The organism is Pseudomonas sp. RIT-562, assembly GCF_026241895.1.
Classification (GTDB): Bacteria; Pseudomonadota; Gammaproteobacteria; order Pseudomonadales; family Pseudomonadaceae; genus Aquipseudomonas; species Aquipseudomonas mandelii_F.
This window is the reverse complement of the sequence record NZ_JAPJIV010000009.1, coordinates 70,021-96,123: the sequence shown is the minus strand read 5'-3', so window position 1 is coordinate 96,123 and position 26,103 is coordinate 70,021. Positions and strand designations below refer to the sequence as shown.

The 26,103-nt window shown below is 60.5% G+C and carries 21 protein-coding genes and 3 pseudogenes; 9 read left to right on the top strand and 15 right to left on the bottom strand.

Annotated features, from left to right (window positions below; translation table 11 throughout):
* Positions 1 to 105: 105 nt before the first annotated feature.
* Positions 106 to 594, bottom strand: a complete 489-nt coding sequence (locus tag ORL50_RS13685) for an Lrp/AsnC family transcriptional regulator (RefSeq protein ID WP_266015624.1) — start codon at positions 592 to 594, stop codon at positions 106 to 108.
* 129 nt (positions 595 to 723) lie between these two features.
* Between ORL50_RS13685 and ORL50_RS13680 the strand changes: the two genes are divergently transcribed.
* Entirely contained in the window at positions 724 to 2,184 is a 1,461-nt protein-coding gene (locus ORL50_RS13680; protein WP_266015622.1) for an L-lactate permease, read from the top strand.
* A gap of 15 nt (positions 2,185 to 2,199) precedes the next feature.
* Here ORL50_RS13680 and ORL50_RS13675 read toward each other — a convergent pair whose 3' ends face one another.
* From ORL50_RS13675 to ORL50_RS13660, 4 genes are all read right to left on the bottom strand, one after another.
* Positions 2,200 to 4,638: an efflux RND transporter permease subunit gene (locus ORL50_RS13675; RefSeq protein ID WP_266015794.1), complete on the bottom strand. Its 2,439-nt coding sequence runs from the start codon at positions 4,636 to 4,638 to the stop codon at positions 2,200 to 2,202.
* 27 nt (positions 4,639 to 4,665) lie between these two features.
* A complete protein-coding gene (locus ORL50_RS13670; RefSeq protein WP_266015620.1) occupies positions 4,666 to 5,742 on the bottom strand; it encodes a WD40/YVTN/BNR-like repeat-containing protein in 1,077 nt (358 codons plus the stop codon).
* 163 nt (positions 5,743 to 5,905) lie between these two features.
* Positions 5,906 to 7,270 (bottom strand): DUF1329 domain-containing protein, encoded by a 1,365-nt coding sequence (locus ORL50_RS13665; RefSeq protein WP_266015618.1) that lies wholly within the window; start codon positions 7,268 to 7,270, stop codon positions 5,906 to 5,908.
* Between the two features lie 31 nt (positions 7,271 to 7,301).
* Complete coding sequence (locus ORL50_RS13660) at positions 7,302 to 8,975, bottom strand: DUF1302 domain-containing protein (RefSeq protein ID WP_266015616.1); 1,674 nt, start codon at positions 8,973 to 8,975, stop codon at positions 7,302 to 7,304.
* Here ORL50_RS13660 and ORL50_RS13655 point away from each other — a divergent pair.
* From ORL50_RS13655 to ORL50_RS13645, 3 genes and pseudogenes are all read left to right on the top strand, one after another.
* A pseudogene (locus ORL50_RS13655) lies at positions 8,968 to 9,240 on the top strand (DUF3313 family protein); the annotation flags it as partial. The gene ORL50_RS13660 and the pseudogene ORL50_RS13655 overlap by 8 nt on opposite strands.
* A 62-nt stretch (positions 9,241 to 9,302) precedes the next feature.
* Positions 9,303 to 9,728 (top strand): hypothetical protein, encoded by a 426-nt coding sequence (locus tag ORL50_RS13650; protein WP_266015614.1) that lies wholly within the window; start codon positions 9,303 to 9,305, stop codon positions 9,726 to 9,728.
* Between the two features lie 14 nt (positions 9,729 to 9,742).
* Positions 9,743 to 10,201 (top strand): glycine zipper 2TM domain-containing protein, encoded by a 459-nt coding sequence (locus ORL50_RS13645; protein WP_266015612.1) that lies wholly within the window; start codon positions 9,743 to 9,745, stop codon positions 10,199 to 10,201.
* Positions 10,202 to 10,438: 237 nt separating this feature from the next.
* On the opposite strand, the gene speB is transcribed toward ORL50_RS13645, so the two are convergent.
* From speB to ORL50_RS13630, 3 genes and pseudogenes are all read right to left on the bottom strand, one after another.
* Entirely contained in the window at positions 10,439 to 11,407 is a 969-nt protein-coding gene (gene speB, locus ORL50_RS13640) for an agmatinase (protein ID WP_266015611.1), read from the bottom strand.
* A 10-nt stretch (positions 11,408 to 11,417) separates the two neighbouring features.
* Positions 11,418 to 11,591 (bottom strand): annotated as a pseudogene (locus ORL50_RS13635) (spermidine/putrescine ABC transporter substrate-binding protein PotF); the annotation flags it as partial.
* Positions 11,558 to 11,815 (bottom strand): type 2 periplasmic-binding domain-containing protein, encoded by a 258-nt coding sequence (locus ORL50_RS13630; protein WP_266015609.1) that lies wholly within the window; start codon positions 11,813 to 11,815, stop codon positions 11,558 to 11,560. The gene ORL50_RS13630 and the pseudogene ORL50_RS13635, both read right to left, overlap by 34 nt.
* A gap of 110 nt (positions 11,816 to 11,925) precedes the next feature.
* On the opposite strand from ORL50_RS13630, the gene ORL50_RS13625 reads away from it, so the two are divergent.
* Complete coding sequence (locus ORL50_RS13625) at positions 11,926 to 12,828, top strand: LysR family transcriptional regulator (RefSeq protein WP_266015607.1); 903 nt, start codon at positions 11,926 to 11,928, stop codon at positions 12,826 to 12,828.
* Between the two features lie 186 nt (positions 12,829 to 13,014).
* Here ORL50_RS13625 and ORL50_RS13620 read toward each other — a convergent pair whose 3' ends face one another.
* The 3 genes and pseudogenes from ORL50_RS13620 to ORL50_RS13610 form a co-directional block, all read right to left on the bottom strand.
* Positions 13,015 to 13,452 carry a GNAT family N-acetyltransferase gene (locus ORL50_RS13620; protein WP_266015606.1) on the bottom strand — a complete coding sequence of 146 codons (438 nt, stop codon included), beginning with the start codon at positions 13,450 to 13,452 and terminating at the stop codon, positions 13,015 to 13,017.
* Between the two features lie 190 nt (positions 13,453 to 13,642).
* Positions 13,643 to 13,858: pseudogene (locus tag ORL50_RS13615) on the bottom strand (cupin domain-containing protein); the annotation flags it as partial.
* Between the two features lie 476 nt (positions 13,859 to 14,334).
* Positions 14,335 to 14,880 carry an RNA polymerase sigma factor gene (locus ORL50_RS13610; protein ID WP_266015603.1) on the bottom strand — a complete coding sequence of 182 codons (546 nt, stop codon included), beginning with the start codon at positions 14,878 to 14,880 and terminating at the stop codon, positions 14,335 to 14,337.
* 144 nt (positions 14,881 to 15,024) lie between these two features.
* Here ORL50_RS13610 and ORL50_RS13605 point away from each other — a divergent pair, with 144 nt between their 5' ends.
* On the top strand, positions 15,025 to 17,280 hold the full coding sequence (locus ORL50_RS13605; RefSeq protein WP_266015601.1) for a TonB-dependent siderophore receptor: 2,256 nt from the start codon (positions 15,025 to 15,027) through the stop codon (positions 17,278 to 17,280).
* Positions 17,281 to 17,762: 482 nt separating this feature from the next.
* Positions 17,763 to 18,935: an acetyltransferase domain-containing protein gene (locus ORL50_RS13600; RefSeq protein ID WP_266015600.1), complete on the top strand. Its 1,173-nt coding sequence runs from the start codon at positions 17,763 to 17,765 to the stop codon at positions 18,933 to 18,935.
* Positions 18,936 to 19,012: 77 nt separating this feature from the next.
* On the opposite strand, the gene map is transcribed toward ORL50_RS13600, so the two are convergent.
* From map to nirB, 4 genes are all read right to left on the bottom strand, one after another.
* Entirely contained in the window at positions 19,013 to 19,804 is a 792-nt protein-coding gene (gene map, locus ORL50_RS13595; protein WP_266015598.1) for a type I methionyl aminopeptidase, read from the bottom strand.
* Positions 19,801 to 20,067 (bottom strand): ParD-like family protein, encoded by a 267-nt coding sequence (locus ORL50_RS13590; protein WP_266015596.1) that lies wholly within the window; start codon positions 20,065 to 20,067, stop codon positions 19,801 to 19,803. Before ORL50_RS13590 ends, map begins: the two co-directional genes overlap by 4 nt.
* 80 nt (positions 20,068 to 20,147) lie before the next feature.
* The gene (gene nirD, locus ORL50_RS13585) at positions 20,148 to 20,510 is read right to left on the bottom strand and encodes a nitrite reductase small subunit NirD (RefSeq protein WP_266015594.1); all 363 of its coding nucleotides are present in this window, start codon (positions 20,508 to 20,510) and stop codon (positions 20,148 to 20,150) included.
* Complete coding sequence (nirB, locus tag ORL50_RS13580; RefSeq protein WP_266015592.1) at positions 20,510 to 23,071, bottom strand: nitrite reductase large subunit NirB; 2,562 nt, start codon at positions 23,069 to 23,071, stop codon at positions 20,510 to 20,512. The genes nirD and nirB overlap by 1 nt, the downstream gene beginning before the upstream one ends.
* Positions 23,072 to 23,591: 520 nt before the next feature.
* Between nirB and yghU the strand changes: the two genes are divergently transcribed.
* Both yghU and ORL50_RS13570 read left to right on the top strand, forming a co-directional pair.
* The gene (gene yghU / locus ORL50_RS13575; protein WP_266015590.1) at positions 23,592 to 24,431 is read left to right on the top strand and encodes a glutathione-dependent disulfide-bond oxidoreductase; all 840 of its coding nucleotides are present in this window, start codon (positions 23,592 to 23,594) and stop codon (positions 24,429 to 24,431) included.
* 1,299 nt (positions 24,432 to 25,730) lie between these two features.
* Complete coding sequence (locus tag ORL50_RS13570) at positions 25,731 to 26,012, top strand: hypothetical protein (RefSeq protein WP_266015588.1); 282 nt, start codon at positions 25,731 to 25,733, stop codon at positions 26,010 to 26,012.
* The last annotated feature ends 91 nt before the right edge of the window (positions 26,013 to 26,103 follow it).

Here is a 26,103-nt window from a genome sequence, read left to right as displayed (position 1 = left end):
GATGTTCCTGCAGGCACCTTAACCAGCGGCTGTGCGCACGACCAATCGCGTGGCCCGCTACAAGCTATCGCGAAATACACTACATCGGTTGCAAAAATGCGCCTGTCACCCGGCCATGCTTGGCACTGCGAGCCCAACCTTCACCCGGTCGAGTGCCACGATGGTCTTGAACCAGGTCACGTTGGCATTTTCGGCAAACAACCGCCGCGCCAGGGCCTGGTATTCCTGCATGCTGGCGACCGTCACTACCAGCACGAAATCCACCTCGCCGGTGACGTAGTAGCACTGCTGCACCTCGGGCACGGCGAAATGTGCCTTCATCGCCTCCAGCGCGTCGATGCTGGTGCGCTCGGCCATCACTTCGACAATGATGGTGATCGGCCGGCCGACAGCAGTGGGATCGACGATGGCCACGTTGCCGATGATCACGCCCTTCTCTTGCATCCGCTTGATGCGGCGCTGCACGGCGGCAGTGGAGAGATTGACCTGCTCGGCCATCAGCCGCAGCGGCGTCGTGTTGTCGCGCTGGACGAGGTCGAGGATTGCACGGTCGAATTTATCCAGTGATTCAAATGCAGCGTCCTTGTCAGCCATGCGCGCCTCGCGAGAAAATTTCCCGAAAACTAGCAGAAAACCGCGACCCTTTATCTAGCCACGAGAAATATTATCTTGCGTGCAGCCTGCCTCCGCAGCCTGATCGGCCACTCTCACAGGATATTCGGCATGCTCGCACTGTTTCATCTTTCCCCTGTCCTGCTGGTCACCGCGATGCTGGTGGTACTGCGCCGCCCCCCCGTGCACGCCGCCCTCGCCGGCACGCTGCTGGTGGTGGTGCTGTGGCTGGCCGGGGCTGCCGACGCGTGGCGCCTGGGCAGCATGCTCGCCGCCGCTGAAGACACCGCCGTACTGTTTGCCAGCACCGCCTTCGTGATAGTGCCGGGGCTGGCGTTCGTGATTTTCATCGAGCGCCTGGGCGTCAACCTGGCCCTCAGCCAATGGGTGCAATCCCTGGGCCTGCGTCGCGGCGATCAACTGGTGTTTATCGTCCTTGGCCTGGCACCGTTACTGGAAGCGATGACCGGCTTCGGCGTGTCACTGATCGCCACGGTGCCGCTGCTGCTCAGCCTGTTCGAACGCCAGGTCGCACTGCGCATCGCCTTGGCCGGCATGGCGATCATGCCGTGGGGCACCCTGGGCCTGGCCTCGGTGATTGGCGCCTCGCTGGGTCATGTCGACGCGCCGGCGCTTGCCGCAACGTCGGCCTTGACCAGCGCCCCGGTATTTCTCGCCCTCAGTGCCATGGCGTTGTACCTGGCAGGCGTTCGCGAGGCGCGGGAATGGCGCGCCCTGGGGATTTTCTGGCTGCTGTTCGTGGCAGTGCTGTACGCCGCCAGCCGCTGGCTCGGTGCGGAAGTGGCCGGGGTTGCCGCCGGCCTGGTGACCGCCGGCGCTGTGTTGGCCGTCGGGCTATGGCGCCTGCGCCGCAGCGCTGCCGAGCGCGGCCCGGTGCAATGGCCACGCCAGGCCTGGCCATATCTGCTGCTGATCGTGTACATCGTCGGCTTGAAAACGCTGTGGAGCATCACCGGCTGGCAGGACCTGTGGATTGTCCAGGGTGCCCAGGTCACCTGGAAACCCTTGGCTTCACCCGGCGTGGCGCTGCTCCTGGTGCTGATCGGCCTGGGCTTCTACACGCGCAACATACCGCGTGAGGCAAGCCCAAACGTCAGCGTGCTGGCGGCATTGGCAGCGCGGGCGAAACGCCCCCTGCTGACGATTTTCTTCTTCCTGGCGATGTCGCAGATGATGGTCAAAGCCGGTTTCCTCGCGGGCTTGATGCAACTGCTCGCTGGCCTGTCACCCACTGCTGCAACTTCGCTGGTAGCGCTGCTTGGCGGGCTGTCCGGCTACATGACCGGCTCGAACGTGGGCGGCAACGCGATCTTCATGCCGGCCATCGCAATGCTGCCCGAATCCTCGCGCCTGCTGCTGGCCGCGGTGCAGAACAGCGCGGCAGGCCATGCCGCGCTGGGCTCGCTATCGATTGTCATGCTGATCCTGGGCCTGGCGAAGACCCAGGCCCGGGAGGAAAGCGCGCTGGTGAGGTTCGGCTTCGGGCTGGTGTGCCTGAATACGGCGTTGGTGGCGTTGAGCGCGATGCTGTTGGTGGGGTGGCTTGGGTAACCGCAATCGATAACCTCAAACCACCCTGTCACCCATTTTCCTCAAGAGAAAATGCGAAAGCGCAGGAATCAGGATCAACGCCCCGACCATGTTCCAGATGAACATGAAGGTCAGCAGGATGCCCATATCGGCCTGGAACTTGATCGGTGACCAGGCCCAGGTGATCACGCCGGCGGCCAGGGTAATGCCGACCAGCGCCACCACCTTGCCGGTAAACGCCACGGCGTTGCGGTAGGCCTCGGTCAGCGACAGGCCGGCACGCTGCTGCGCCAGTTGCACGCTCAGCAGGTACAGCGCGTAATCCACGCCGATCCCGACTCCCAGGGCGATGACCGGCAAGGTCGCGACTTTTACCCCCATGCCCAGCCAGACCATCAGGGCTTCGCAGAGAATCGAGGTCAGCATCAGCGGCACGACAGCCACCACCACCGCTCGCCAGCTGCGGAAGGTGATGAAGCACAGCACAATCACTGCGCCGTAGACGTAGAGCAACATGGTGCGGTTGGCCTCGCGCACCACGATGTTGGTCGCCGCCTCAATGCCGGCACTGCCAGCGGCCAGCATGAACTGGCGCTCGCCATTGCTGTGCTCGCGGGCAAAGGTTTCGGCCACCTGCACCACGCGGTCGAGAGTCTCGGCCTTGTGATCCGTCAGATACGCCACAATTGGCATCATCGAACAGTCATTATTGAACAGGTCCGGGCTGCTCACGGAGGCCTGCTGCGCGCCGTAGTTGAGGACATTCTGATTGCGCGCGATGGTGAGCATTTTCGGGTTGCCTTCGTAGGAACCCGCCGTGATCTGCCGCACCGCATTGACCAGCGACACGGTGGTTTGCACCCCGGGTTGCTGCTGCAGCAGCCAGCCCAGGCGATCGGCCTCCACCAGGCTTTCGTATTTGAGACAGCCTTCCGTGGGCGTCTTGAGCATGATTGCGAACTGGTCGCTGGACAGCGAATAGTTGGCCGTGATGTAGGCATTGTCGCGGTTGTAGCGCGAGTCCGAGCGCAGCTCAGGTGCGCCGGGATCGAGGTCGCCGATTTTCAGGTGCTGGCTGACGGCAATCCCGCCCACCGCCAGCAAGCCCGATACCACAAGGGCGCCGGTCGCCCAGCGACGCTCGGTGAACCGGTCGAGAAAACTCCACAGCGCGCCCATGCCTTTGCCACGCAGCTCCTTGTTCTCTGCGCGCAAACTGCGTTCGGCGGCTTTGCGACTCACCCCCCAGTAAGACAGCAACACCGGCAGCAGCACCAGGTTGGTGAAAATCAACACTGCAACGCCCAGGCTGGCGGTAATCGCGAGGTCCTGGATGACCGGGATGTCGATCAGCATCAACACGGCAAAACCCACGGCATCGGCCAGCAACGCGGTCAGGCCGGCGAGGAACAAACGGCGGAAGGTATAACGGGCGGCGATCAGCTGATGGGTGCCGCGCCCGACGTCCTGCATGATGCCGTTCATCTTCTGCGCGCCGTGGGACACGCCGATGGCGAACACCAGGAACGGCACCAGAATCGAAAACGGGTCAAGGGCATAGCCGCACAACGCGACCAGGCCCAACTGCCAGACCACCGCAATCACCGAGCACATGATCACCAGCGCGGTGCTGCGCACGCAGCGGGTGAAGTAGAAAATAATCAGGGTGGCGATCAGCGCCGCCACACCGAAGTACAGCATCACCTGCACAAGACCATCGATCAGGTCGCCGACCAGTTTGGCGAAGCCGATCACGCGGATCTTCAGCGGGCCGTTGCCCTCTTCCCCCGCCACTCGCACGCTGCCGGCAAATTCGTACTTGTCGCGCAGTTTCTCTTCGAGGATTTTCGAGAACTGGTGGTAGTCGATGGCTTGCCCGGTCACCGGGTCTTTCTCCAGCAGCGGCACGAAAATCATGCTGGATTTGAAGTTGTTGCCGATCAGGCTGCCGACAATCCCCGAGCGGGCGATGTTCTGCCGCAGTTGCTGCACGCTCTGCGCGGATCCGTCATAGGAGTCAGGCATCACCGGGCCGCCCTGAAAGCCTTCCTCGGTGACTTCGGTCCAGCGCACGGCCGGGGTCCACAAGGACTTCATCCACGCCCGGTCGACGCCAGGAGTGACGAACAGTTCGTCGTTGATTTCCTTGAGCGCCTCCAGATAGTGCGGGTCGAAAATATCGCCGTCGCTGCTCTCCACCACCCGCACCGCATTGCCCAGGACCCGCAGCGCCTGGCGGTTGTGCAGATAATTCTGGATGAAGGGCTGGCTCTGCGGCAGCATTTTTTCAAAGCTGGCGTTGAGCGTCAGCCGTGTGGCCGCGAAGTAACCCAGCACCACAGTGACCAGCAGGCAGGCCAGCACCACCCACAGGCGGTTGTTGAAAATCAGCCGTTCCAGCAGGTTGCCGGAGCGCGGATCAAAGCCCTTGAGCTCGCGCACCACGGGCATTGTTTCGAGTTCGAAGTGACTCATCATGTTGTTCTCTTTGTGGTGCCAGGCTTATTCGAGGTGCAGTTGACGCAGGCCACGAGTACCCGCCAGAACCAGCTTGCCGCCGCTGTCCACATGCGCGGCGGCAACGGGGGCCAGTACGGTATTGGCCTGCAGTTGGAAACTGCGCCCCTCGTCAGCGCTCACCAGCACGTGGCCGGCCTGGCTGACCAGCACGATGCGGCCATCGCGGGTAACGCTGCTGGCAGTAATACTCAGGGGCAGGCCGAGCTCGATCCGGGTCCAGTTCGCCCCGCCGTCGGTGCTGCGAAAAACGTTGCCGCGCAGGCCGTACACCAGCGTCATAGCCGGTGTACCGGTGACACCGAACAGGCTGCCGTTGTACGGCGTGGGCGTTGCCACGAAACGCCCGCTGGCGCGATCCAGCTTCAGCACCAGGCCTTGCTCGCCGACGATGAACACGTCAGCGCCAGCCGGGCGCACGGCGTAGAGATTCAAGGCGCCGGGGTTGTCGGTACGGTCGAGCAGCGGTGTCCAGTGCTGGCCGCCATCGTCGGTACGGAAGATCAGGTTGAACGCACCGACGATGTAACCCACCTGCTCGCTGGCGAACCACACATCCAGGAACGGCTTGTCGGCGCCCTCCTCGACCATGCGCTGTGCTTCGGCGACCCTTGCCTGCAGGTCGGCGTCATCCGGTTGGTCGGCGAGTTGCTGTCGGTAGTAATCGAGCATGATCGGACCGACCTGACGTCCGTCCAGTTGGCGACTCCAGGTTTGGCCGGCATCGCTGCTGTGCAGGACCACGCCGTCATGCCCCACCGCCCAGCCTTGCTGCGGGACGGGAAAGTGCACGGCCACCAGGTCGGAACTGACCGGCACTGCGGCCTGCTGCCAATGCTGGCCGCCGTCATCGGAATACACAATGTGCCCACGCTGGCCCACGGCAACCAGGCGCTCGCCGGCCCGAGTCAGCCCGGTCATCAGCGCATTTGCCGCCAGGTCGCTACGCAGCGCTGGCGTATCGAGGACATCGGCAAATTGACCGGCAATCACCGGACGGGTAAACGGCATGGCCATTGCCGCTGCCAGTGCGGTCAGCAGAAACCACTTGATCATCGTCATTATTATTATCTCGGGTGCACGTACGCGGACTACAAACCGCCACTGCCCACCTGTAGGAGCGAGCCTGCTCGCGATGACGCAGGCACATCCAAATCAGATGTCGACTGCCAGTCCGCCATCGCGAGCAGGCTCACTCCTACAGTGGTTCGCCAATGTGCTGGGTTTAGCGGATACCAGTTCCCGCAAGCGACTCGGAGGACCACTGCGCCTTGGACAGCGGCGCGATGTACTTCAGGCCACCGTAAGGCCCGTAGAAACCGTTGACGTTGTAGGCACCGGAGATCAGGTCGTAGAGCATGTGATTGATCGTGTCCGGGGCCTGTACGTCGTAGCTGTAGGTCAGGTGCGAGAAACCACCGCGGTAGAGCTGGCCACGGCCGTCGTATTCATCGGAAGCCAGGACGATCCAGCTGTCTTCGTCGAGGTAGAAGGTGCGTTTGCTGTAGATGTGGCGTTTGCCTGGCTTGAGCGTGGCTTCCACCACCCACACCCGATGCAACTCCCAGCGCAGCAGGTCGGGATTGACGTGATTGGCTTTCATCACGTCGGCAGCTTCCTTGTGATAGCTCAGCTTGTAGGTGTTGTACGGCACGTAGAGTTCTTTTTTGCCGGCCAGCTTGAAGTCGTAGCGGTCCATCGCACCGTTGAACAGGAAGGCATCGTCGTAGGTTGCGGCGCCCACCGTGCCCGGGTTCGGCGTGTCATACGCCAGGTCCGGCGCCAGCTTCACCCGACGCTGCCCCGGCAGGTATTGCCAGGCACGGCGAGGCTGTTTCAGCGGGTTGACCGAGTCCAACAGCAGCAGCGCTTCACCGGCACGGCGCGCCGGCCCGGTGTAGGTCAGCTTGATCTTGTAGAAGGTCTCGTCGGCTGCAACCGGACCTGCCGGACGCTCAGGCGCGTAGAGCGGATATTCGATGTTGAACACCCCCGTGGAGCTCAACGACGCCGCGCCGGCGGAATCGACGTTCCAGGAGTCGTACTTGTTCGTCATCGCCTGCCCTTGGTAGCGCAGCAGGTGGTTCCACATGGCCTCGTTGCCATCGGCAGGTATCGGAAACGGCACGCCGGGCAAGGCGTTTTCCAGGCCCAGGCCACCGTCGGTGGTCTTGGCGGTTACGGCGTTTTTCGCGGTGTTGTCCAGCACTGCTTGCGGCAGGGCAACGGTGCGATGGGTCGGGTACACGTCGAGTCGATAGCTCGGGTAGCGAGTGAGCAACGCCTGGGAGGTGGCGGTGAGTTTGTCTTTCTGCTGGGCGAGGTTTTGCGCGGTAATCACCAGGCGCGGTTTTTCTGCTTCGAAGGGGTCGGGACGGAACGAATCGCCGGCTTTAAATCCGCCGGGAATGCTGCTCAGGCCACCGGTGTAGGCCGGAATGCTGCCATCGGCGTTGGCCGCCTTGTCAGCGCCGACTGCAGTCAGGCTGGTGCCAAGTTTGGCGGCTTGGTCGGCGCTGACCGCTGCATGGGCGGAGCTTGCGACCGCCAGCGCGAGGGCGCTGGCCAATACGGATTGAACGAAATTCATGGGTGTCTCCTGTTAACGCACGGCTCGAGGATCAGAGGGTGGTTTTGAAAGTGAAAGTGACCATGCCGCGATCCTTGAGCTGGGCCACGGTACCGGCAAACGCAGTGGTCTGGCCGGGAACGCAGTTGTACTGACCGTTGGCACCCGGTGCGGCACCATCGCCTGCTGCACCGGCGCTGCCGGCGGAGTCACAGGTGTCGAAATCGCCGAAGTTATCGACATACTTGAGGTCAAAGCGATACTGGCTGCGCACGTCCATGCCGACGCCGACCGAATAGCTGCCAGTGCCCTTGTTGCCGCCCAGCTGCACCGAGGACTGGCCTGCCAGGCCGACGTTGTAGCTGACCGGCATGAACATATCGATGCCAGGGAACACCTGGTACCAGGTCGGGTTGAAGTTCACCCCGACGATGTAGTTGTCCTTGGAAACCTTGTCGACGCCGTTGTACCAGTCCTCCCCCTTGAACAGTTGCTTGTTCTCGGTGACGTCGAGCCAGCGGCTGTAGCCAAGTTCGACCAGCAACGAGGAGGAATCCCACAGCGGCGTGTCGCCAAAAGTGGTCAGGCCATTGAGCACCGCGTGCACGGTGTTGCCGCGGGCCACACCATTTTCGCCATTGAAGCTGGAGATAAACCCGGGGGCCTTCGCTGCGCCCAGTGTCGGGTTGACGGTGGCCGGGACACTGGCCAATGGCATGTTGTGGCGATAGTTGAGGTCAAAACCGACGCTCACGCCTGCGACGTTTTTCGACAGGCTGAAGCCGTAGACGTCAATGTCATCCACGTAGAACTGGTTGTAGCTGCCGACGTTGCCCGAGATCAGCTGGGGCAGTCCGACCGCCACCGGTTGCAGCACCAGGTTGGGCAGGATGTCCGAGGTTTTGCGGTAGTACACACCCAAGGTGCCATCGAGCCAGGCCGGGCTCCACTTCGCCATGAGCCCGAAGTCGCCACTGTGATCCGGGGTGTAGGTGTGGCCGTTGGACAGGCGCAGGAACTCATTGCTACCCGCCGGGCCCGGTACTCCGAACAGCGGATTGCGCGCAGCGATCAACGACAGGTTGTGCCCGCCATTCTGGATACCGTCGTTGAAGCCAAGATAGGTACCGGACTCGGGCAGGCGCGCCGCGTCCCAGTCGAGGAAATACTGCGCCGCCAGGGTCAGCTCCTGGTTGACCGTGAAGCTGGTGGACGACTGGTTGCGCGGAATGAACAGCTCCTTGGCTTCGGTGCCAGGAACCGCGAGCGCCTTGGACAAGTCCAGCCCCGACTGGCCGTAGCTGTTGCGGTGGGCGAACGCCAATACGCTTTCACCCCAATAAAGGGTGTGCTTGCCGGCCTTGCCGCTCAACAGCGATTCATCGCCGATTTCGACACTGCCGAACACGAAGGCATCAAGGATCTCCGACGACGGACCGTTGTAGTAACGGTCGGCATAACCACTGATGTGACGGGAATCTGGCTGGCCGTTGTTCAGCTGATTGGTGGCGGCGTTATCGCTGCCGACGTCGTCGTAGGCGTGGTCGTACCAACTGTTGGCACTGACGCGAAAACCCATCTGTTTACGGTACACCACGTCCAGCTCGGACATCACGTCCAGGCGTTGGGCAACCGGGCTGCCCGAGGAAAAATTGCGGTTACCGTCGTTGTTGTTCCACGAGTTCGCCAGTTTGCTGTTGGGTGCTTCGACGCGCTGGGCGTCCAACGAAGGTATGAAATGGTACGAAGTGGTGCCGATTGCGGCCGTGGTCGGCGCGACACAAGCGGCGACCGGCCATCGCGACCAGGACACCAACCTGTTCATCGAAGCCGAGTTCATCGACCCGAGCAACAACCAGACGGTGGCCAAAGTGGTGCGCAAGGTGTTTGGCACGCAGCTCTCAAACGAGAGCCAGCAGATCACCGCCAAGGACTTCAAGGCGGCGATCGATAAAGTCAGCGCCGATCTGTGGGCTTTCATCCGCAGCTAAGCAGCGCGCAATCGCCGACCCGGGTCGGCGATTGAATACCCATCAATCAGAGGACATTCGCCATGCGGCCTCCATCACCAGGACTCTCACGTTTTCAGCGCCCACTGCTGGGCGCAGCATTGTTCGCCTGCGCGCTCGCACTCACGGCCTGCGCCACCGTCGATGCGCAGACCACCGCCTATGTCGGCGTGGAACACCCTGCACCGACCCTGGCCAGCGAAGTTCAGGTACTGCGCACCGAACCCACCCGGCCGCATGTACGCCTGGGGGAAATCCTGATCGATGCCAGCGTCGACCCTGCCCCGCCCATCACCCAGGTCGAACAGAAACTGCGTGAGCAGGCCGCGACCCTCGGCGCGAACGCGGTAGTGGTCGTGTACGACAATATCCAGCCCGTCGCTGCGTACGTGTCTGGCCCGTTGTGGAGCCGCGACATTGAAACCATCCAGGGCCGCAAGCTCAAAGGCATTGCCATCCGCTATCAATAACGAGGTGCACGCACATGAAAGCAATCCAGTCCTGGCTGACGCTGACGTTAGTGGCGGTGCTGATCAGCGCCTGCTCCGCCGTGAGCTCGACCGATGGTGGCGCCGGTGAGGTCGAGATTCGCTCGGGCACCATCGAGCAGATTTCCTTGACGCAGATGCAGACCAACCACGACAGCGGAGTCGGCGCCGTACTTGGCGGCCTTGGCGGTCTGGGCATAGGCAGCCTGATCGGCCGCGGTACCGGCCGCGATGTCGCCATGGTCGCCGGCGCCTTAGCCGGTGCGGTCGGCGGCAACTACGCAGAGAAGAAAAAATACGACCAGCCGGTAGAGGCGCAACAGATCATCGTGCGGGTCACCAGTGGGGTGCTGGTGTCGGTGACTCAGCCGATCAATTCGTCCCTGGGTAAAGGCATGAAGGTTTATATCCAGGGGTCGGGGAATGAAGCGCGGGTGGTACCGCAAGGCGGTTGAGGGGCTGGCGCGATAAGGCACTGCAGGAGTTGCCGAGTGCAACGAGGCTGCGATCTTTTGATTCGACATCAATTCACGGTGATCTGCGCCCGCATCACGCTGTCGGAAATCCCCGGCAGCGAGTTGCGGTCTCCCCCTTTATGGATTTCCTTCTGCGTCTGCGTTGTATACCCGCAGAACCCGAGTCGTTTGTTCAGTGAGGTTGCCGTAACGGCAACTGTGCCTCAACGTGCAGATTTAACTGGCGGGTAATTTGTGTCGTGCGGCATATAGGCAGACCATTTCCATAGCGATGGTCGCGCCAGCAAGCGCCGTCACTTCCGCGTGGTCGTAAGGCGGCGAGACTTCCACCACATCCATTCCGACCAGGTTGATACCGCGCAACGCTCGCAGGATTTCCAATGCCTGATGGGTACTCAATCCGCCGCAGACCGGAGTACCCGTGCCGGGAGCGAAGGCCGGGTCGAGACAGTCAATGTCGAATGTCAGGTAAACAGGATTATCGCCCACCCGCGCGCGAATCAACTCGGCAATCGCCTTCGGTGAGCTGCTGAGAACTTGCCGGGCATCGAGTACCTGGAAGCCCATCGTGTCGTCATTGGTCGTGCGCAGGCCGATCTGCACTGAACGGCCCGGATCGACCAGGCCCTGTCGGGCGGCGTGATAGAACATGGTGCCGTGATGAATTCCCTGCTCACTGTCCTCGGCATCCGGCCAGGTATCACTGTGAGCGTCAAAGTGCACGAGCGACAAAGCGCCGTGTTTCTTCGCATGGGCCTTGAGCAATGGGTAGCTGATGAAGTGATCACCCCCCAACGTCAACATCCCGCACCCCGCCTCCAAAATGTGATCGGCATGCGCTTCGATGGCGGCAGGCGTCTTCTGCGGCTGTCCATGATCGAAGTTGCAATCGCCGTAGTCGATCACAGCCAAATGATCGAATGGATCAAACTCCCATGGGGAAGGGCGCTCCCAGGCCGACTGGACAGAGGCAGCACGGATCCCCCTTGGTCCGAAACGGGTTCCTGGGCGATTGCTGGTAGCGGTATCGAACGGTATGCCACTGACGACCAGATCGACGCCATTCAAATCACGCGTGTAACGCCGGCGCATGAAACTGGTGATGCCGCCGTAGGTCGGTTCAGATTGAGTGCCGTACAGACCATCACGGGTGATGGCTAGGTCATTGCCCTGAAATACTTCCATGGTGAAATCCTCAAATTTTGGTGCGGAACGTGGTCCACAGACGAGTTCGGTCACGCTGGGCGTGTAGTGGCAACAGCTGCTCGCTGAACAGGCGTCCGCGAACTTCCTCGGACGGGTAGATATCGGGATCATTCGTCACGGCCGGATCGATCAACGGCGTGGCCGCCATGTTGGCGTTGGCAAAGGGAACACCACATCGTAGCCACTGTGTCCGGTCAGCAACTTGCTGTCCTGCTCCTCGGCGCTGGAGAAGACGTCGAGTTTGACCTTAATGCCAGTCTCGGCTTTGAAGCGCTGCAGCACCTGTTCAGGGATGTACTCGGCCCAGGTATAAATACTCAATTGCGTATCGGTGGCGTGCGCCCCCAAACACCAACACAAGCACAACCACCCTATCAAGGCACGCATGTCATAACTCCGCGGTTAGCAACGATGCGCGAATCCTATGCCGTGGCATATCTTCAATAAATACGAAGTATGCTACCTTGGCATTCACCACCATCAATGTTTGGAGCCACATGCTCAACCAAGTGCACGATGTCGATCTGCAATTGCTGCGCTTGTTTGTGAGCGTGGTGGAATGCGGCGGTTTCAGCGCCGCCCAGGGTGAGTTGGGAATCGGCCAGTCGACCATCAGCACGCAAATGGCCAAGCTTGAAACCCGCCTAGGCTACCGTCTGTGTGAACGCGGTAAGGCAGGTTTTCGCCTGACACCCAAGGGAGACCTGGTGCTGCAAGCCACACGCAAGTTGTTCTCTTCCATAGAGGCATTCAAGTGTGAAGCCCAGGGCATGGCCGACAAACTGCTAGGCGAATTGTCAATCGGCCTGTCCGAAGCCCTCGACTCACAGGTAACCGAGCGTATCTCGCACGCAATGGGGCGTTTTCGCAAACGTAACCAGGATGTGCAGATCAAGGTGCTCAGTGCCATGCCGGCAGAACTGGAGCGGCGGTTGTTGCAGAACCAGTTGCACCTGGCCATCAGCTACTTTTCCGGCCAGCAAAGTGCACTGAATTATCATCCGCTGTTCGAGGAGCAGCAACGGCTTTACTGCGGTAAAAGTCATCCGCTATTCGGTATCCCACACCCCGGCGACACACAGCTGCGTGCCTGTGACGGGGTGCTCCACCCCTACCGTTTTACTGGTTCAGCGCAAGCATTCAAGTTCAATTACAGCAGTGTGAGCACCGAGCAGGTCGAAGGAAGTCTGGCCTTTATCCTTTCTGGCGCACACATCGGCTACTTACCTCGCCACGTAGCTGCGCCTTGGGAAGCCCGAGGCTTGCTGCAGGCACTAAGCCCTGAAACATTAGAATTCAGCGTGCAATTCCACTTGGCCAACCATAGTGCCCGCCAGCCAAGCGAGGCACAGCAAGCTTTGGTTGAAGATTTGCTGATTGCGTTCGCCGCACCCCGGTGATATTTGACCGGATTCCAGCGCCGCGACGAGGGATTTGTTTTAGGACGGTAGGAGCTGTCGAGTGCAACGAGGCTGCGATCTTTTGATTCTTATAAACCCGATCAAAAGATCGTCCGACCGCGGCCCGAGCCTTCGGCAGCTCCTACGGAGATTGAATCTTCGAAAGGGGACGTTCTTGACCAGTTGTTATGCCCGTTTTATTAGCCGCTTCTTCAAATGATACAAGTTAGTCCCGATTGGTCGATCCTCAAGAACACCATAAACCTGATATCCGTGCCGCTCATAAAACTGTTTAGCATCAACGGTTTTTAAGAAGGCGATGACTGCCCCATTGTTGGCGCCAATCGTTTCTGCTTTTTCCAACAGCATAGAACCAACTTTTTTACCGCGATGAGATTCCTTGACCCAAAAGGTATCAATTTCCAAACCATCCCAATAACAATTACAGCCTATTGCGCCGATGTAGTCGCCAACTTCATCGTGTGCAACCACCATAAATTTTTTATCTTCCGATTCTGGCGGCAGATCCGGATATTGAATTCGAAGATATTCTGAAAACCTATCATTCAAAACTGCTTGATCCTTTTCTGTTGGAGAATCCAATAAACCAATCTTGATTTCCATTTTATTGTTCCGACCATTCAACGTTGAGCTGCCGTGCGGCTTTCGGCAGCCTGAATCAGCCGTCGCCCGGTAGCATGAAATGAGTAGCATGCACATCCGCTGTTCGCATAAAACCGGAAAGCAGGTAAAAAAACATCTTTTTCAGGCGTATTAATCTTCGAAAGGGGACAGATGTATTTTGCGCTCGTTACTCTACGCCTCGGGGCACCACATACAGTTCGCCTGGGCCGACATAGACGCTGCCATGGGGCAGATCAATGCGCAGCGTTCCTTCCAACACGAGAAATGCCTCGTCGGTTTCCGGATGGGAATGCCAAATGAACTCGCCCTCGATGCGTACGACCTTGAACTGGTAGTCGTTCATCTCGGCAACCACCCGTGGGCTCCGCACACCAGACAAGCGCAGCGCGCCGGCTTGCTGCCTTGGTCGGCCCGAAGGCCGCCACGGCCCGGTTGTTGATCGCGGACGCCCATTAACCACGCTGGCCGAACGCAGGTATTGCGTAGCGGGGAAACCGGCAAGGATGCCGGTTTAGCCGCGCTGGGCCAGGGACGGCCCATCGCGGCGACCCGCGGAGCAATGCCTGGGTTCGGGCACACCGAGCCTAAGCGAGGTGCCGAGTGGTGGGGCAAAAAGCGTTTGGTTACTTTGCGCCGGGGCGCGCAGCCTTTCAAAGTAACCCGCTGTAAAAGCGGAACCAATAGCAGCCGTGACCGCAGCAACGGATATGTACACAAGACAAGATCAAAAGATCGCAGCCTCGTTTCACTCGACAGCTCCTACAGGACAATCGGTGCTACCCGCCGTGAGGGCGGAACCAATAGCAGCCATCACTGCAGCAACGGATATGTACACTTCAAGCCGCCCTTTCCCCGAAGGTTTCAACAGTCGATCAAACCCCGCTGATCTCTTCGCCCAACATACCCCCGCTGCAAACACGCCCGACAATGCTGCATCCCCTTGGCAATCTGCTTCTCCACCGTACTTTCCTTGATATCCAGTTGCGCAGCGATCTGACGCTGGGTGAACCCCTCGCAACGCGACAGCAAAAACACCACACGGTACTTCTCCGGCAAAGCCCCCACCGCCTCAGCCAGCAACTCCAACTCCTGCCGAGTCCCGGCAGCCTCTTCCGGCGGAGCCAACGGGCACTCGGCCTCCTCGCCCCATTCGCTGTCGCCGAAGTAACGACCGTGGGTCATGTCCTGGCGCTGCTTGTCCAGCAGCAGATTGGTCGCCGTGCGATAGAGGTAAGCCAGCGGCTTGTCCGGCTGTCGGGCCGAATGCCTGGCAGCACGCAGCCAGGTCTCCTGGACAACGTCCGAAGCAATGGCTGCCGAGCCGGCTTTGCGCTGGATATAACCCTTGATGTCCTCGTAATGGACCTCAACCAATTGGGTCAGGGTAAGGCGTTCATGCAGGGCCATAAATCAGCAAACGGTCAGGTCGGAAAGGCAAGACGCTATCACAAGTGATAAATGTTCCCAAATAAGTAAAAACCTCATTTCACATATAATTACATTTGCGTATGATAAGGATTCTCAATAACAGCAAACCGAATGAGAATTCGCATGATCGCCCCTATCTCCCTGCGTTCACCAAGCTCCGCCATGCTGCGCTCGCCCTCCCAAGTGCGCCCGCTTGCCCTTGCAGTGCATATGCTTGCCGCCGGTATCGCGTTCACCGCGCCTTCCCTGCAAGCGGCGGAACAGACTGAACAAAAAGAGAATGGAAGCTCTCTGACCCTGGCACCGATCGCCATCACCGAGACCGCCGCCCGCGAACGCAGTGCCGTGACCGAGGACACCAACTCCTACACGACCGAGGCGGCACGCACGGCAACGCCGTTGAGCATGTCCCTGCGCGAGACTCCGCAGTCGGTCAGCGTGGTGACCCAGCAGCGCATCCAGGACCAGGATCTGCACACCATCCTCGACGTGGTCAACAACACCACCGGGGTGTCGGTCAACCGCTACGAGACCAGCCGCGCGCAGTTCAACGCCCGTGGCTTTGAGCTCAACTCGCTGATGATCGATGGCGTGCCGACCATCTACGAGCAGCCGTGGAGTTCGGGGGAGGTTTTCAGCAGCCTGGCCATGTATGACCGGGTGGAAGTAGTGCGCGGTGCCAACGGATTGATGACGGGCGCGGGCGATCCTTCGGCGTCGATCAACATGGTGCGCAAGCGCGCCAACAGCACTGCCCTCAAGGGTTCGGTAGAACTCAGCGCCGGCACCTGGGACACCTATGGCGTCGAGGCCGACGTGTCCACCGCGTTGAACGAGGAAGGCACGATTCGGGCGCGTCTGGTTGGCGAGACCAACGAGGGCGACACCTGGATCGACATGAACTCGACCAAACGCCAGACCCTGTACGGCACCATGGACATCGACCTGACGCCGGACACCACCCTGTGGTTTGGCTTGAGCCATCAGGAAAACAAGGAAGACTCGCCGATGTGGGGTGGCCTGCCGGTCTGGTACGCAGACGGCGGTCGGACCAACTGGAGCCGTTCGAAGACTACCTCGGCAAAATGGAGCAAGTGGGACACCACTTACGACACCTACTTCGTTAACCTCGACCACAAATTTGCCAACGACTGGCAGATGAACCTGAGCTACAACCGTGGCGAGCGCACCGGCGATTCGTCCTTGCTGTACCTCTCGGGCAACCCGGGTCGCAACGGTAGCGCACCCATGTCGTCATTCCCGGCGACCTACAAGACCGAGACCAACCAGGACGACTACGCCATCCGCTTCAACGGGCCGTTCTCGCTGTTGGGCCGTGAGCACGAGCTGGCCTTCGGTTACGTGGACAGCAAGCAGAAATTCGACGCCGACTCGCTGGATGCGCAAACCGGCTTTGAAGGGGTCGCCGATTTTGATGCCTACGGCGGCAACTTCGCTGAGCCGGTGTGGGGCCCACGGACCGACTACGGGTACAGCGAAACTCGCCAGAAAGGCCTGTATGCCGCCACTCGCCTCAACGTGACCGACGACTTGAAAGTGATTCTTGGCGCGCGTGAAAGCTGGTACGAGAAGACCAGTGATGACGTGTTCTCGGAAGTCAGCAAGGTCGATGTCGATCATGAACTGACGCCCTATGCCGGCGTGGTCTATGACCTCAACGACAACATCTCGGCCTACGCCAGCTACACCGAAATCTTCCTGCCGCAGTCGGTGCGCGACAGCAGCGGCCAGACCCTGGACCCGATCGTTGGCGAGAGCACCGAGCTCGGTCTGAAGGGTGAGTTCTACGGCGGCCGCTTGAATACCTCGGCGGCGATCTTCCAGATCAAACAGGACAACCTCGGCCAGAGCACCGGGGCGCTGATCGATCCTTCGAACCCGATCAGCGGTTTTGCCTATGAGGCCAGCGAAGGCGCAACCAGCAAGGGCTTCGAGCTGGAAGTGTCCGGCGAACTGGCCACCGACTGGAATGCCTCGATAGGCTACACCCAGTTCACTGCCGAAGATGCCAATGGCGACGACGTCAACACGCTGTACCCAACCAAGTTGCTGCGTACCTTCACCACCTACCGCCTGCCGGGGGCGTTCAACAAGCTGACCATCGGCGGCGGCGTCAACTGGCAGGACTCGATCTACACCTACGCCACCAACCCGGCCGGCAACCCCGAAAAAATCGAGCAGGATGCTTATGCGCTGGTCAACCTGATGGCGCGCTACGAGATCACCGAGAACCTCTCGGCGCAGGTCAATGCGAACAACGTTACCGACGAGAAGTACTTCGACGTCTTTGATGCCTATGGCGCGCTGACCTACGGTGCACCGCGCAGCATTACTGCTTCGGCGAAGTACCGGTTCTAACCACCGCGGCTTACTCTCTCCCCCGTGGGAGCAAAGCTTGCTCGCGATAGCGGTGTGCCTGGCACATCGCAGTGCTGCGATCGCCAGCAAGCAGGCTCCTACAGGTCAATGCCGTGTGCCGATTTGTGTGGGAGCAAAGCTTGCTCGCGATAGCGGTGTGCCTGGCACACCGTAGTGCTGCTATCGCCAGCAAGCAGGCTCCTACAGGTCAATGCCGTGTGCCGATTTGTGTGGGAGCAAAGCTTGCTCGCGATGGCGGTGTGCCTGGCACATCGCAGTGCTGCGATCGCCAGCAAGCAGGCTCCTACAGGTCAATGCCGTGTGCCGATTTGTGTGGGAGCAAAGCTTGCTCGCGATGGCGGTGTGCCTGGCACACCGCAGGGCTGCGATCGCCAGCAAGCAGGCTCCTACAACCGTAGCGCAACCGCAGGCCAATTGTTATAGAATAACGTTACTATTCTATCCCTGCCTGCGACTTGCCCATGACCATCCCCGTTCCGCTCCCCCCCGCCACTCGCATCAGCCAACGCCTGCTATCGATCGACGCCCTCAGGGGCCTGGTCATTCTGTTCATGCTCCTGGATCACGTGCGCGAGACATTTCTCCTGCACCGTCAAGTCGCCGACCCGATGGGCATCGAGTCCACCGAACCGGCCCTATTCTTCAGCCGCACCCTCGCCCATCTGTGCGCGCCCGTATTCGTCCTGTTGACTGGACTCTCTGCCTATCTCTACGGCGAAAAGCACCAGGGCAAAAGCGACGTATCCGCCTTCCTGTTCAAACGCGGCCTGTTCCTGGTGGTGCTGGAGTTCACCCTGGTGAATTTCGCCTGGACTTTCCAGTTCCCGCCCAGCGTGATTTACATGCAAGTGATCTGGGCCATCGGCGTCAGCATGATTGCCCTCGCCATCATGGTCTGGCTGCCAAGACCACTGCTGTTCATGCTGGGCGTGATGATCGTCGCCGGGCACAACCTGCTCGACGGCCTGCACTTCCCGGTCGGCTCAGGCCTGCACGTGCCTTGGGCGATTCTGCATGATCGTGGTTGGATCGAAGTGGCCGAAGGGCTGAGGCTGCGCACCTCCTACCCGGTTCTACCGTGGCTCGGCGTGATCGCCCTGGGTTACTGCGTCGGCCCCTGGTTTGGCGGATCGGCCAGCGCCAGCGTGCGTCAACGCAAGCTGCTGGTGGCAGGCGCCGGAGTGTTGCTGGGGTTTTTCGTATTGCGCCTGTTGAATGGGTACGGCGAAGCGCAGTGGGTCGACTATGAAAGCACCACGCAAACCTTGATGAGCTTTTTCAACATCACCAAGTACCCGCCTTCCCTGCTGTTCCTTTCCCTGACGCTAGGCGTGGGCCTGTTGCTGCTCCTGGGTTTCGAGCGCGCCCAGCAACGCAAGTGGATCAGCACCCTGGCGGTGTTCGGTGCGGCACCGATGTTTTTCTACCTGCTGCACCTGTATGTGTTGAAGGTGCTGTATGTGATCAGCGTTGCGGTTTTTGGTTTGAACCAGGGGAGCCATTTCGGTTTCGACAGCGTTTGGGCCGTGTGGCTGACAGCGCTGCTTCTGGCCACCTCGCTTTATTTACCGGTGCGCTGGTTTGCGGCGCTGAAAGCTCGGCGGCGGGATATTGGTTGGCTGAAGTATTTTTGAATAAACGTCACCTGTGACAGCTGCCGACCTGGGGTATGTATGGTCGGCCCTGTCACCCTGACAAGCTCACTGGACCACTAAAAAATCGCAGCAAACCCCTCAACACCATCCGGCCAAGCCGACAACACCTCAAACCCCTCCGCAGTCACCGCCACCATATGCTCCCACTGCGCCGAAAGGGATTGATCCTTGGTCACCACGGTCCAGCCATCGGCCAGCGTTTTCACATGCCGTTTACCCGCATTGAGCATCGGCTCGATGGTGAAGATCATCCCGGCCTTGAGCTTGAGTCCCTGCCCCGGATAACCGTAGTGCAGGATCTGCGGCTCATCGTGATAGACCTTGCCGATGCCGTGACCGCAGTACTCGCGCACCACGCTGAAGCCGTCGCGCTCGGCGACGGTCTGGATGGCGTAACCAATATCGCCCAGGGTTGCGCCGGGGCGCACGGCGCGGATTCCTGCGCACATGGCTTCGTAGGTGGTCTTGACCAGGCGCAGCGCCTCAGGGGCCGGCTCGCCGACGAAGTACATGCGGCTGGTGTCGCCGTACCAGCCATCCTTGATCACGGCGATGTCGATGTTGAGGATGTCGCCGTCTTTTAGTGGTTCATCGGTAGGAATGCCATGGCAGACCACCTGATTGACCGAGGTGCACACGGTTTTCGGGAAGCCGTGATAGCCGATGTTGCCGGCAATGGCTTTCTGCACGTTGACGATATGGTGGTGGCAGAGTCGATCGAGCTCATTGGTGGTCACCCCTGCCTTCACATAGGGAGTGATCATCGCCAGCACTTCGGCAGCCAGTTGTGCCGCAACGCGTGACTGAGCGATTTGCGCCGGGGTGTTGATCGGGACATTCGCCTTCATTTGCCGGCTCCACTGGCTGCTGCGAGTTGCAGGCTCGGCGAGTCTGGCGTGAGGTTGCACAGCTGATGCAAATCCAGGCCGCCAGCCAGTTCGGCGCGCACCAGCAAGCGGCAGAGGTCGCTGTGGTCGAGGTTCGGGTGGAGTTCGGCGAGCATGCCGATGCGCATCCAGTGCTCGGCCTGCGCATTGATCGAGCGACTCAGCGCGTCACTGGCGACTCGCAGATGTTCGTGCATGCCTTCGGAAATTTTAACGATGCCCATGATTTCAACCATACGTAATATATATGAATCGTATATTAACCACTTCGCAGGTGAAATCATAGGCAGGCGCTGCAGCTCCCTCAGTCCAGACCGAGTTCAACCATGCCGCTGTTTAACCGCACAGGCCAAACCCGCAAGCGCTGCTGCGGCGATTCCAGGCAATGGCCATCCTCCAGGCGAAAATGCTGCTTATAGATCGGTGCTGCCACCACCATTTCGCCTTTGATACTGCCGATCAAGCCGCGACCAATCACGTTCGCCCCGGATTGCGGGTCGTGATTGTCGATTGCATACAGCGATCGACCTTCGGCGTGAGGCAGGTAGAAGAGCGCCACTTGCGCCCCCTCAAACCACACCACAACCCCGGAATTGCTCACCAGGTCTTGTTCACTGCAGACCGTTTTCCAGGTCGCAAGGCTGCGCTGAGTGTTGGACTGGCTCATCAGACAATCTCCTCAATGACGGGAATAAGGTTGAGTTCGGCGGCCATGATCGGCCGGCGCTGGCCGCGCTCCTGGACAAAATGGATGTCCGGGTCCGGGCGCTTATCGTTGACGAAGGTACGGAAGCGCTTGAGTTTTTCCGGGTCCTTGAGGGCGTTGGCCCACTCGCACTCATAGCGGTTGACCACCAGTTGCATCTGCGCTTCGAGTTCGGCACCGAGGCCAAGGCTGTCGTCGATGACCACCTCCTTGAGGTAATCCAGGCCGCCTTCCAGGCTTTCGCGCCACACCGAGGTACGCTGCAATTTGTCGGCCATGCGGATGTACAACATCAGGAATCGGTCGATGTAGCGAATCAGGGTTTCATCGTCGAGGTCGGTGGCGAACAGTTCGGCGTGGCGCGGGCGCATGCCGCCGTTGCCGGCAATGTAGAGGTTCCAGCCTTTCTCGGTGGCGATCACCCCGACGTCTTTGCTCTGGGCTTCCGCGCACTCCCGAGTGCAGCCGGACACCGCAAACTTGAGCTTGTGCGGCGAGCGCAGGCCCTTGTAGCGGTCCTCGATCAGCAGGGCCATTTTCACGCTGTCCTGCACGCCATATCGGCACCAGGTGCTGCCAACACACGACTTCACGGTGCGCGTCGATTTGCCGTAGGCATGCCCGGTTTCAAAACCGGCCTCGATCAACTCCGACCAGATGTCCGGCAACTCATGCAACTGTGCGCCGAACAGGTCGATGCGCTGACCGCCAGTGATCTTGGTGTAGAGATCGTATTTCTTCGCGACCACCCCAATCGCGATCAGCTTGTCGGCAGTAATTTCGCCGCCGGGTATGCGCGGCACCACTGAGTAGGTGCCGTTTTTCTGCATATTGGCCATGAACGTATCGTTGGTGTCCTGCAGCGGCACCAGCGAAGCGTCCATGATCGGCTGGTTCCAGCACGACGCGAGGATCGAGCCCACGGCCGGTTTGCAGATATCACAACCGGTGTGACCGCGGCCGTGTTTGGCCAGCAGTTCTTCGAAGGTGATCACCCCCTCCACCCGCACCAGGGCATAGAGTTCCTGGCGGGTATAGGCGAAGTGTTCACACAGGCTTTTGTCGACACTGACCCCACGGGCGATCAACTCATGCTCGAACACCTGCTTGAGTAGACCGGCGCATCCCCCGCAGCCGGTACCGGCCTTGCTTTGCGACTTGAGGATGCCGAGGTCGGTGCAGCCGCCGTCGATCGCCGAGCAGATGGCGCCCTTGGTGACGTTGTGGCACGAGCACACGGTGGCCGATTGCGGCAACGCGCCAGGGCCTAGCACAGGCGCGCCGGCGGACGACGGCAAGATCAGGCTGGCAGGTTCCTGCGGCAGCGCAATGCTGTTTTGCATGTATTGCAGCAGGGTGTCGTAGTAGCTGTTGTCGCCCACCAGCACCGCGCCCAGGACATGCTTGCCCGCCGCGTCCACCACCAGGCGTCGATAGCTGGCCGTCGCTTCGTCGATGAACTGATAGCTGCGCGAGCCCGGAGTGTGGGCGTGGGCGTCGCCGATGGAGCCTACGTCGACCCCCAGCAGCTTGAGTTTGGTCGACATGTCGGCGCCAATGAACGGCTCGGCGGCCTGATTGCACAACAGTGCGGCGACGCCCCGGGCCATTTGGTAGCCCGGCGCGACCAGGCCGAACAGGCTGCCATTCCAGGACGCGCACTCGCCGATCGCGTAGATGTTCGGGTCGCAGCTCAGGCATTCGTCATTGATCACCACTCCGCCGCGCGGCCCGATCTCCAGGTTCGACTGGCGGGCCAAGGCGTCCTGGGCGCGGATCCCGGCGGAGAAGACGATCAGGTCGGTTTCGAGGAATTCGTCATTGGCAAAATTCATCCGGTAACGGTATTCCTCACCCGCGCTGATCGACTGAGTGGCACGCGACAAGTGCACGCCAACGCCAAGCCGTTCGATCTGCGACTTGAGTGCCAGGCCACCGAGGTCGTCCAGCTGCACCGGCATCAGGCGCGGGGCAAACTCCACCACGTGTGCTTCAAGGCCCAGGCTTTTCAGCGCGTTGGCGGCTTCGAGCCCGAGCAGGCCACCGCCCACCACCACGCCACGTCGGGCGTTGACTGCAGCGGCGCGAATGGCGTCGAGGTCTTGAAGGGTGCGGTACACCAGCCGCGAGTCGCCCTCGGCGCCCTCGATCGGCGGCACGAATGGATAAGATCCGGTGGCCAGCACCAACTTGTCGTAGGCGATGCAGCCTTGTGCGGTGACCACCTGACAACGCTCGCGGTCGATTTCCAGCACCGGTACCCCGAGGTGCAGCGTGACGCCTGGCGTCTGGTACAGCGCGGCATCCGACAGTGCCAGGGATTCAGCATCCCGGCCGGTGAAGTACTCGGAAAGGTGCACTCGATCGTAGGCACGCATCGGTTCCTCGCTGAACACGTGCAGCTGGTAGTGTTCCAGGGCACCGCGTTCGATCAGTTGCTCGACGCAATGATGACCGACCATGCCGTTACCGACCACGATCAGGGTTTTCAACTCGTTCAACGCGGCAACATTGGAATTCATATAAAGCACCCGACAAAGCCCATCACGGTTAAAAAAGCAAAAAAAAACGCCTGAAACCTTGCGGTTCCAGGCGTCTTTGCCTGTTCTTATGCGGGATCAATCGGGCGACTTCGCCTGATCCTCCGCTGTTGCCCATGACCTGTCTGGCCGATCGATCGTCGTTGATCGAGGGGGCAGCCTGACCGGATGTTTTCCGGTAGACCTGATGGGGGACCTGCAGGCTTTGTGCCAGAGTTGGCAGGCGTTGGAAAATGACGTTTAGAGACTATGCAGGCAGCAGCAGGAGGCGAAACGACTTCAGGAGAACGGGTGGTTTTCGCTTCCAACTGGTGCGCGCGAGCCGGCGTCGCGCTTTATAAAAGTGCATTTAACGATGGATTTCCCGCAGGCGCTGGCCTTTGAATCGGCAATACTCGCTCACGGGCGATACCTGTAAGCTCAGCACCTTGATCCGATGAACACTTCGCGACCACGACCGGCTCACACCTCTTAGTTATCGATAAATCCTGAGGCTTATCCGATGAGTAAAGCACCCTACGTCCCGCCACGAGTCTGGGTGAACAACGCCCCGTCCGGTGGCCAGTTCGCCAACATCAACCGCCCCACCGCTGGCCCGACTCACGAGAAAACCCTGCCGGTGGGCAAGCACCCGTTGCAGCTGTATTCACTGGCGACGCCCAATGGCGTCAAAGTCACGATTCTGCTTGAAGAGCTGCTGGCGCTGGGGCACACCGACGCCGAGTACGATGCGTGGTTGATCCGCATCGGCGAGGGTGACCAGTTCTCCAGTGGTTTTGTCGAGATCAATCCAAACTCGAAGATTCCCGCGTTGCTGGATCGCAGTGCGCAGCCGCCTATTCGCGTGTTCGAGTCCGGCGCCATCCTGCTGTACCTGGCCGAGAAGTTTGGCGAGTTCCTGCCCACCGACCTCGCGGGACGGACCGAAACCCTGAACTGGCTGTTCTGGCAGATGGGCGCGGCGCCGTATCTGGGCGGCGGCTTCGGGCATTTTTATGCGTATGCGCCGGAGAAATTCGAGTACCCGATCAATCGCTTTACCATGGAGGCCAAGCGTCAGCTGGATGTGCTCGATCGTCGCCTGGCGGAGAGCCCGTACCTCGCTGGCGACAGCTACTCGATTGCCGATATCGCGGTCTGGCCCTGGTATGGCGAGTTGGTGCGCAACAACGTTTATTCGGCTTCGGAGTTTCTTTCGGCGGAGCAATACACTCATCTGCAACGCTGGGCGGAGAAGATCGCCAAGCGGCCTGCGGTGATCCGTGGCCAGCGGGTCAACCGGACCTGGGGCGATGAAGCGACCCAGGTTGCGCAGCGGCATCAGGCGCAGGATCTGGATTGAGCTGCCAGGCGGATGCTGTACGACTTGCAACCAAACCGTAGGAGCCTGGCTTGCCAGCGATGGCGCTCACCAAATCGCCATCGCCGGCAAGCCGGGCTCCTACGGATGTGCGCCGAATCCAAATCCCCCATACACCCGAATAACCGTAGGAGCCTGGCTTGCCAGCGATGGCGCCCGCAAGACCGCCATCGCCGGAAAGCCGGGCTCCTACGGATTTGTGTCGAACCCAATTCCGCGTACACCCCGATCAACCGTAGGAGCCTGGCTTGCCAGCGATGACATCCACAAGATCGCCATCGCCGGCAAGCCGGGCTCCTACGGATTTGTGCCCAGCCCAATCCCCGCGTACACCCGCATCAACCGTAGGAGCCTGGCTTGCCAGCGATAGCGCCCGCACGATCGCCATCGCCGGCAAGCCGGGCTCCTACGGATTTGTGTCGAACCCAAATCCCCCATACACCCGGATCAACCGTAGGAGCCTGGCTTGCCAGCGATGACATTCACAAGATCGCCATCGCCGGCAAGCCGGGCTCCTACGGATTTGTGTCGAACCCAATTCCGCGTACACCCCGATCAACCGTAGGAGCCTGGCTTGCCAGCGATGGCGCCCGCAAGACCGCCATCGCCGGCAAGCCGGGCTCCTACGGATTTGTGTCGAACCCAATTCCGCATACACCCGAATCAACCGTAGGAGCCTGGCTTGCCAGCGATGGCGCCCGCAAGACCGCCATCGCCGGCAAGCCGGGCTCCTACGGATGTGTGCCAGCCCAATCCCGCATACACCCGCATCAACCGTAGGAGCCTGGCTTGCCAGCGATGGCGCCCGCAAGACCGCCATCGCCGGCAAGCCGGGCTCCTACGGATATGCGCCAAGCCCAATTCCCGCATACACCCGGATCAACCGTAGGAGCCTGGCTTGCCAGCGATAGCGCCCGCAAGATCGCCATCGCCGGCAAGCCGGGCTCCTACGGATATGCGCCAAGCCCAATTCCCGCGTACACCCCAATCCCTGTAGGAGCCTGGCTTGCCAGCGATAGCGCCCGCAAGATCGCCATCGCCGGCAAGCCGGGCTCCTACGGATATGCGCCAAGCCCAATTCCCGCGTACACCCCAATCCCCCGTAGGAGCCTGGCTTGCCAGCGATGGCGCCCGCAAGACCGCCATCGCCGGCAAGCCGGGCTCCTACGGATTTGTGTCGAACCCAAATCCCCCATACACCCCGATCAACCGTAGGAGCCTGGCTTGCCAGCGATGACATTCACAAGATCGCCATCGCCGGCAAGCCGGGCTCCTACGGATATGCGCCAAGCCCAATTCCCGCATACACCCGAATCAACCGTAGGAGCCTGGCTTGCCAGCGATGACGCCCGCAAGATCGCCATCGCCGGCAAGCCGGGCTCCTACGGATTTGTGTCGAACCCAAATCCGCGTACACCCCGATCAACCGTAGGAGCCTGGCTTGCCAGCGATGACATCCACAAGATCGCCATCGCCGGCAAGCCGGGCTCCTACGGATTTGTGCCCAGCCCAATCCCCGCGTACACCCGCATCAACCGTAGGAGCCTGGCTTGCCAGCGATGACATCCACAAGATCGCCATCGCCGGCAAGCCGGGCTCCTACGGATTTGTGTCGAACCCAATTCCCCCATACACCCGGATCAACCGTAGGAGC

Bases quoted from the DNA above. Each gene is read 5' to 3' on its own strand.
- ORL50_RS13685 (WP_266015624.1), bottom strand. From the start codon at position 594: ATGGCTGACAAGGACGCTGCATTTGAATCACTGGATAAATTCGACCGT.
- ORL50_RS13680 (WP_266015622.1), top strand. From the start codon at position 724: ATGCTCGCACTGTTTCATCTTTCCCCTGTCCTGCTGGTCACCGCGATG.
- ORL50_RS13675 (WP_266015794.1), bottom strand. From the start codon at position 4,638: ATGAGTCACTTCGAACTCGAAACAATGCCCGTGGTGCGCGAGCTCAAG.
- ORL50_RS13670 (WP_266015620.1), bottom strand. From the start codon at position 5,742: ATGACGATGATCAAGTGGTTTCTGCTGACCGCACTGGCAGCGGCAATG.
- ORL50_RS13665 (WP_266015618.1), bottom strand. From the start codon at position 7,270: ATGAATTTCGTTCAATCCGTATTGGCCAGCGCCCTCGCGCTGGCGGTC.
- ORL50_RS13650 (WP_266015614.1), top strand. From the start codon at position 9,303: ATGCGGCCTCCATCACCAGGACTCTCACGTTTTCAGCGCCCACTGCTG.
- ORL50_RS13645 (WP_266015612.1), top strand. From the start codon at position 9,743: ATGAAAGCAATCCAGTCCTGGCTGACGCTGACGTTAGTGGCGGTGCTG.
- speB (WP_266015611.1), bottom strand. From the start codon at position 11,407: ATGGAAGTATTTCAGGGCAATGACCTAGCCATCACCCGTGATGGTCTG.
- ORL50_RS13630 (WP_266015609.1), bottom strand. From the start codon at position 11,815: ATGCGTGCCTTGATAGGGTGGTTGTGCTTGTGTTGGTGTTTGGGGGCG.
- ORL50_RS13625 (WP_266015607.1), top strand. From the start codon at position 11,926: ATGCTCAACCAAGTGCACGATGTCGATCTGCAATTGCTGCGCTTGTTT.
- ORL50_RS13620 (WP_266015606.1), bottom strand. From the start codon at position 13,452: ATGGAAATCAAGATTGGTTTATTGGATTCTCCAACAGAAAAGGATCAA.
- ORL50_RS13610 (WP_266015603.1), bottom strand. From the start codon at position 14,880: ATGGCCCTGCATGAACGCCTTACCCTGACCCAATTGGTTGAGGTCCAT.
- ORL50_RS13605 (WP_266015601.1), top strand. From the start codon at position 15,025: ATGATCGCCCCTATCTCCCTGCGTTCACCAAGCTCCGCCATGCTGCGC.
- ORL50_RS13600 (WP_266015600.1), top strand. From the start codon at position 17,763: ATGACCATCCCCGTTCCGCTCCCCCCCGCCACTCGCATCAGCCAACGC.
- map (WP_266015598.1), bottom strand. From the start codon at position 19,804: ATGAAGGCGAATGTCCCGATCAACACCCCGGCGCAAATCGCTCAGTCA.
- ORL50_RS13590 (WP_266015596.1), bottom strand. From the start codon at position 20,067: ATGGGCATCGTTAAAATTTCCGAAGGCATGCACGAACATCTGCGAGTC.
- nirD (WP_266015594.1), bottom strand. From the start codon at position 20,510: ATGAGCCAGTCCAACACTCAGCGCAGCCTTGCGACCTGGAAAACGGTC.
- nirB (WP_266015592.1), bottom strand. From the start codon at position 23,071: ATGAATTCCAATGTTGCCGCGTTGAACGAGTTGAAAACCCTGATCGTG.
- yghU (WP_266015590.1), top strand. From the start codon at position 23,592: ATGAGTAAAGCACCCTACGTCCCGCCACGAGTCTGGGTGAACAACGCC.
- ORL50_RS13570 (WP_266015588.1), top strand. From the start codon at position 25,731: ATGCGCCAAGCCCAATTCCCGCATACACCCGAATCAACCGTAGGAGCC.